Origin of the sequence: Bacillus hominis (assembly GCF_030348325.1) — a bacterium.
GTDB classification, from domain to species: Bacteria; Bacillota; Bacilli; order Bacillales; family Bacillaceae_G; genus Bacillus_A; species Bacillus_A hominis.
Window position 1 is genome coordinate 1 of the sequence record NZ_JAUCFS010000002.1, and the last position, 5,529, is coordinate 5,529.

Below are 5,529 nucleotides of genomic sequence, written 5' to 3' on the forward strand. Positions count from 1 at the left end.
CAAACCAATAAAATAAAAATACTTTTTACAAATACATATAATGTCCGCTAATGCTTGTTGCGTGATTTTATTCCATTGCTACACATATCCCATTATCAATGAAAAAGCTAAAGAGAAATGCAATTCAATGCGGAAAATGTGGTTGAACTTCATGAATATGAGGATAAATAAAAAGCATTACATCAATTGATGTAATGCTTTTTATTTAGGTACGAAATTAATTTTAGGAAGAATGTGTTTTTGTAAACTGTTATCACTAAATGAACTCAATGTTTGTGTATTTGCATCAAATTGTAGTCCTAATGCTTTAAATATAACTTCTGTTTGTACAGGGGACAGACTAAATGATACTGTATCATCATCTAAATAAATATTTAATTCAACGCCTTCAATCATTATTTTTCGCCTCCAATCCTAATTTTTTTGGTTCATTTTTTGATGTTTTTTGTTCTGGAAGAGCTTTTTGTTTCCCTCTTAAAACTTCAATAGAATTTAAAGGTTTCTCTTCTTCATAATAACTTAGTAATATTTGTCGTTTTGTATCGTTCCCTTTCATCATAATGTTAGGATTTACGATATAAACGCCATTTTGTTTTTTCTTGATGAAGTTGTTTGCTTGCAGTTTTTTCATTAATTTTGCAATAGTAGGCTCGGAAACTCCGACATCTTTTGAGATTTGTTTGTATGTACCTATAAACAAATTATTAGATTGATTCGTGTTTTCTGCTATGTAAATAAAAATATCTAATTGTTTATTGTCTATGATCCCTAGAACTGTTAAGAAATCCATTAAATACATTTTCCAAAAATTTTTAGTTCCATAGACTCTTTTTGTTATTTGGTCTACATGAATAACTTCTCCAGTTTCAGTATCTACTAACTCTCGTTTTTTTTGACCGACTAAGGTTTGACTTTCAGCATGATATTCCAGATTTTTATTATATTCTGTCATGATTTCAAGCTCCTCATACTTAATTTATATTTTAGTAAACGCTTAATGATTTAAATCTTACACTAAAAACAAAAGGAAGTAAACACTTAAAAATAAATTAAGTAAACACGAAACAAGAGTTAAGTAAAGACTTAAAGAAAGTTAAGTGCCTAAAACTCCTAAAACCCTTGATATAATTGGGTTTGTCCTACTTTTTCGTTTGATTTACTCTCTTCTATAATCAAAAGGGTTTTTCTCCATGCAATGGTCAGGTAGTATTTTTTGAGAAACCCACTCAAAAAATCTCCACCTTTCCTCCATTGCATGGAGAAATTCGGCTGGTTTTTAGCTTTCGCCAAGCCGAACAGACCAAAAACAAGGATTTAGGTTGCTCGACTTGGATTAGCAATTGTACCAGCCGAACCACCCAGATCTATCGACCAAAACAATCCGCTTTTTCTATATCCAGTTACGTTAAATTCGTGGGGTTTAGCCCCCACACGACTAGCCAGCACTCACACCCAAAAACAAGGGAAATTATTTTTTATTTGTTTAATTTTTATGTTACAGACTTCTATAGTTGGTCATGCAGACAGTTTATCTAATTCTCCATCTAGTTCTAAAAATGAAATAAATAGTTGTGATAAATTACTAAACAATATTTCTTCTAATGATTTTGAGAGAACTGTGTCAGTTGAGAATAATACTGAGATTATTAAAGTTACTAATGTAAACCTGGTTGAAAAATTTGTAAATGAGAGCAATTTCGAAAAACCTTCAGGACGTACTCCAACTGAAATTACTTTTGTAAGACCATTATCTCAAGTTGAAAATAAAAGTAATAGTCTTCAAGATTTAGCGCCGGGTTCATACTATGTCAAGAATAGAAGTTCTACAGCAGCTTGTGGAAGTTCTATTTTGAAAAAAATAAGTGGAAACTCTGGATCTTTGACTTTAAGTTTTTCAGGAAAGGTTTCAGCGACATGGAGTGCTAATGCTGGCATTACTGCAAGTGCTGTTTCAGCTGGTGTTGGATTTAATGTTTCTGCAGAGTATTCTGTTACTCAAAGCAATACGATAGATACAAATGGTAGATATGCTGAAATAAGAGCATATGCTGAATATACTGGATATCATTTTGAAGTATGGGAAAATGGCTGGTTTAGTGATAGTAAAGTTGGAAATGGTACAGCATTAAGACCAGTAGGTATATGTTTTGTCACATATCGTTAGTTAATAAAAGAAAAAGGAGGGATATATTTGAAGCATAATAAATTATGTTTCATGGTTTTGGTGTTTTTATCATTGATCGGAATAATTTTAATTTTAAAAAGCATAAATTTAGCTGAACTATGTATTCATTCTTGGGTACAAAAAATGGGTGGAGATACAGATATAGTAACTTATAATATGATTTTAGATAATTATGTGAGTAACTTTCAGTTATTAGGTGGAATTATATTTGGAATCAGTTTTTTCTTTTTAATCTATTCATTGTTTTTTGTGAAAAAAGGAAGTACAGAAAATTAAGCAAAACGATATATATGTTTAATAAAATTTATAAAATCGACATAAAAGACGTATACGCGTTATACCCACCACCCCCTCACAATGTGCTTTTTGAGAGAGGGTGGTTTGTTTTACACTGATAATGCGGATTGGTGGGGGGCCATTTTGAGTGGTTTTTATGAGATTAAAATATAGATAGGGTATTTTTGTTTTAAAGGGTCTATTGTCTTGTTTGAGAGGCTTTTTTGTTTTTTGGTGTTTTGGTATGAGTATAAAAATACAGAGAGTCTAGAGATGAATTTGAATTGCCTGAGGGATGTATAACAGATTTAGATGATGTTGGTTTTATAGAAAAAAAGAGGTGAAAAGTTAGACAGTATTATAAAAATAGAAAGTTAGCGAGGAACTAGATAAGAGGTAGTTGTTTGTGTTGGTCAATCAAAACGGACCTAGCGAAGCGAAGGGAGTATTTGACTTGACCAACTGAACTATACCCGAACCCTCTTGGCAATGAACAAACCACCGTTTGTTCCTGCCAATCGGCGAGGGAGCCCCTCAAGGATTGAGGGGTTGGGGAGTTCGATTAATGGGGTCAAGGGGAAGAGTTCCCCTTGTAGGTTTGGACAAAGTCCAAGGTTTGGTTCGGCAAGCCGAACAGCCCCGCAGGGCACACCTTTACGATAGTAAAGTATAGTGTGCTATACTTTACATGGAAGTCCACCGAAAAACAGGGGTGAAGTCTATATACTTTATATGGTTCTAAGGACTGATAAGGACGTAGAACCAATTGGAAAAGAGGCGAAAAAATGAGTTTTGCAATTTGCCGAATGCAGAAATTTAAAATGCGAGATGTGAAGGGAATTCAGATTCATAATCAGCGAGAAAAAGAGAGTCACACAAATCATGATATTGAGCCGGATCGAACACAACTGAATTATGATTTACATAATGATGGCCACATTGATTATTTGAAAACGGTGAAAGACAAGATTGAACAAAATGTAGAGACCAATCGAGCGATTCGAAAAGATGCGGTTGTGATGTGTGAGTTTGTTGTAACAAGTGATAGAGAATTTTTTGATGTGCTGGATATGGTTGATCCAACTCAACAAAAAGTGTTTTTCAAAGAAGCGTATAGCTTCTTAAAAGATAGATATGGAGAGCAAAATATTGTACATGCAGCTGTGCATTTGGATGAGAAAACACCACATATGCATGTTGGAATGGTTCCAGTGACTGAAGAGAATAAATTATCAGCTAAACAGATTTTTAATCGAAAAGAATTGGTTTCACTCCAGGACGATTTTCATGCTCACATGGTAAAAAAGGGTTTTTATTTGGAACGTGGTGTATCAAGTGACAAAAAGCATGTAGAAATGCGAAAATTCAAGGCAATGACCGCAAAAGAAGAGATAAATGCTTTAGAAAAAGAGATGGGACAATGCCTACAGAAAAAAGAAGTAGTAAATAAACAAATGGAACAATTGGAATCTCGTTTGAATCAATTACAAAATGCAGTGAAATCAACAAATAAAGTCGATAAGATGGAAGTCAAACACAAAGGTGGTATCTTACGCTCTAAAACCGTTGAAATGAGCGTAGAAGACTTTGAGGAACTCAAAACTAAGGCAAAGGCATCAGAAGCTTTTAAACGCGAAAATGAGATGTTACACCGCAAAAATGAAGCATTACAAGCAAATAACACGAGTTTACATACAACAGTGAAACAGTTGGAAAAAGAAAATGAAGAGTTGAAGCCGTATAAGGGTAAATTTGAACGTCTAGCAAAATTAATAGATGAGATGGATAAATTTTATGAGAAGTTTATTCCAAAAGAGATGCCTAAATTCCATGAGATTATTGGTTTTTGTAAGAGAAAAGTAAATGCATCTATGAATAGATTTAGTTCTCTTAGGTATTCAGAAGAAAGGTTGAATGAACATGAGAAAAGAGGATATGCAACAGCATCAAAGTTTCTTGAAAATCAACGAAAAGAACAAAAACAACAAAGAAAAGAACGTGGAGATGAACGAGGACTTTGATAGGAGAGGATTATGGGGTATGTGTAGCAATGGAATAAAATCACGCAATAAGCATTTTAAACAGACTATAATAAAAAGCGGATACTATGTCTAATTAAGGAGGGGTATAATTTGACAATCAATCAAATGGTTCAATTAGGTGGTTCATTTTTATTGTTTATTTCTTCAACGTTAATCAGCTGGTATCAAGGTAGTAATTTAATAGACAATCCTTTTGAATGGAAGTACTCAGCTAAGTTTACAAATTATTTTCAAGGACCCGTCTCAAATTTTAAAGATATTTATCAAATAGATTTTTTTATATATGCAGCTAAATTTTATCCTGGCTCGGTAATTGTTATGATAATAAGTTTTATCTATATGATATTATTACTTGTTTATATAATATACAAAAGAAAAAATAACGAAATATAAGGAAATTATGTTATTAAACAATCAAAAATGGTATAATCTTCTTGTTTAAAAAAGTATTAAGTATTGCGGCAGTATCAATAATTTCCTTATTTTCATTTTCATCTATTTCTGCATATGCAGAAGAAATGCCAACAGAGTTGAGAAGTAATGCAGTTCAACAAGTACAACAAATTCAATATTTTGATGAGAATGACAATCCGATTTTTCCTTATGCTAATTTAGATGCAAATTCATATAGTGATAGCATTACGACTCATGCACACATGGATTTTGGCGCAGCAAGTTTTTCAAATTATATATGGATACGGAGTGGACAAGCTTTTTTAAATCCACAAGATATAGAATTTGAAAGAGAAAACAGACCTAAATCAGTATCTATTTATGCATATACCTCAGGTGGATCTTATGTGGGTAAAGGTGTGGTTGGCGAAGGAACTGGATGGGCTTTGGTTCCATGGAGACATTTACCGAGAGGGCAATTCTATACATTTAAATTTGTTAGTGAATCAGGTCAACTTGTTAAAGTTAAGCATGGAACTGTTTATTACGGTTAACAAACTAATATTGAATAAAAAGGGATTCTAGTTAGCTAGCATTCCTTTTTTATTTGTTCATTTTTTAAAGAGGGAAAAT

General features: G+C 32.8%; 8 protein-coding genes. 5 read left to right on the top strand and 3 right to left on the bottom strand.

The window, feature by feature from the left end:
- Positions 1-201: 201 nt before the first annotated feature.
- The 3 genes from QUF93_RS00350 to QUF93_RS00360 all read right to left on the bottom strand — a co-directional run bounded on the left by QUF93_RS00350 (position 202) and on the right by QUF93_RS00360 (position 1,290).
- Positions 202-396: a hypothetical protein gene (locus QUF93_RS00350; RefSeq protein ID WP_076872012.1), complete on the bottom strand. Its 195-nt coding sequence runs from the start codon at positions 394-396 to the stop codon at positions 202-204.
- Complete coding sequence (locus tag QUF93_RS00355; protein ID WP_289375085.1) at positions 389-952, bottom strand: replication/maintenance protein RepL; 564 nt, start codon at positions 950-952, stop codon at positions 389-391. The genes QUF93_RS00350 and QUF93_RS00355 overlap by 8 nt, the downstream gene beginning before the upstream one ends.
- A gap of 158 nt (positions 953-1,110) precedes the next feature.
- Positions 1,111-1,290 (bottom strand): hypothetical protein, encoded by a 180-nt coding sequence (locus QUF93_RS00360; RefSeq protein WP_289375087.1) that lies wholly within the window; start codon positions 1,288-1,290, stop codon positions 1,111-1,113.
- 202 nt (positions 1,291-1,492) lie between these two features.
- On the opposite strand from QUF93_RS00360, the gene QUF93_RS00365 reads away from it, so the two are divergent.
- The 5 genes from QUF93_RS00365 (at position 1,493) to QUF93_RS00385 (ending at position 5,450) form a co-directional block, all read left to right on the top strand.
- Positions 1,493-2,164 carry a hypothetical protein gene (locus QUF93_RS00365; RefSeq protein WP_289375089.1) on the top strand — a complete coding sequence of 224 codons (672 nt, stop codon included), beginning with the start codon at positions 1,493-1,495 and terminating at the stop codon, positions 2,162-2,164.
- Positions 2,165-2,191: 27 nt separating this feature from the next.
- Positions 2,192-2,461 carry a hypothetical protein gene (locus tag QUF93_RS00370; protein WP_289375090.1) on the top strand — a complete coding sequence of 90 codons (270 nt, stop codon included), beginning with the start codon at positions 2,192-2,194 and terminating at the stop codon, positions 2,459-2,461.
- 785 nt (positions 2,462-3,246) lie between these two features.
- Complete coding sequence (gene mobV / locus QUF93_RS00375; RefSeq protein ID WP_289375091.1) at positions 3,247-4,482, top strand: MobV family relaxase; 1,236 nt, start codon at positions 3,247-3,249, stop codon at positions 4,480-4,482.
- A 111-nt stretch (positions 4,483-4,593) separates the two neighbouring features.
- Complete coding sequence (locus QUF93_RS00380) at positions 4,594-4,896, top strand: YjdJ family protein (RefSeq protein WP_289375092.1); 303 nt, start codon at positions 4,594-4,596, stop codon at positions 4,894-4,896.
- Positions 4,897-4,937: 41 nt separating this feature from the next.
- On the top strand, positions 4,938-5,450 hold the full coding sequence (locus tag QUF93_RS00385; protein ID WP_289375093.1) for a hypothetical protein: 513 nt from the start codon (positions 4,938-4,940) through the stop codon (positions 5,448-5,450).
- Positions 5,451-5,529: the final 79 nt, after the last annotated feature.

What these genes read in the sequence shown, in the direction of transcription:
- QUF93_RS00350 (WP_076872012.1), bottom strand. Translation starts at nt 396, where the DNA reads ATGATTGAAGGCGTTGAATTAAATATTTATTTAGATGATGATACAGTA.
- mobV (WP_289375091.1), top strand. Translation starts at nt 3,247, where the DNA reads ATGAGTTTTGCAATTTGCCGAATGCAGAAATTTAAAATGCGAGATGTG.
- QUF93_RS00355 (WP_289375085.1), bottom strand. Translation starts at nt 952, where the DNA reads ATGACAGAATATAATAAAAATCTGGAATATCATGCTGAAAGTCAAACC.
- QUF93_RS00365 (WP_289375089.1), top strand. Translation starts at nt 1,493, where the DNA reads ATGTTACAGACTTCTATAGTTGGTCATGCAGACAGTTTATCTAATTCT.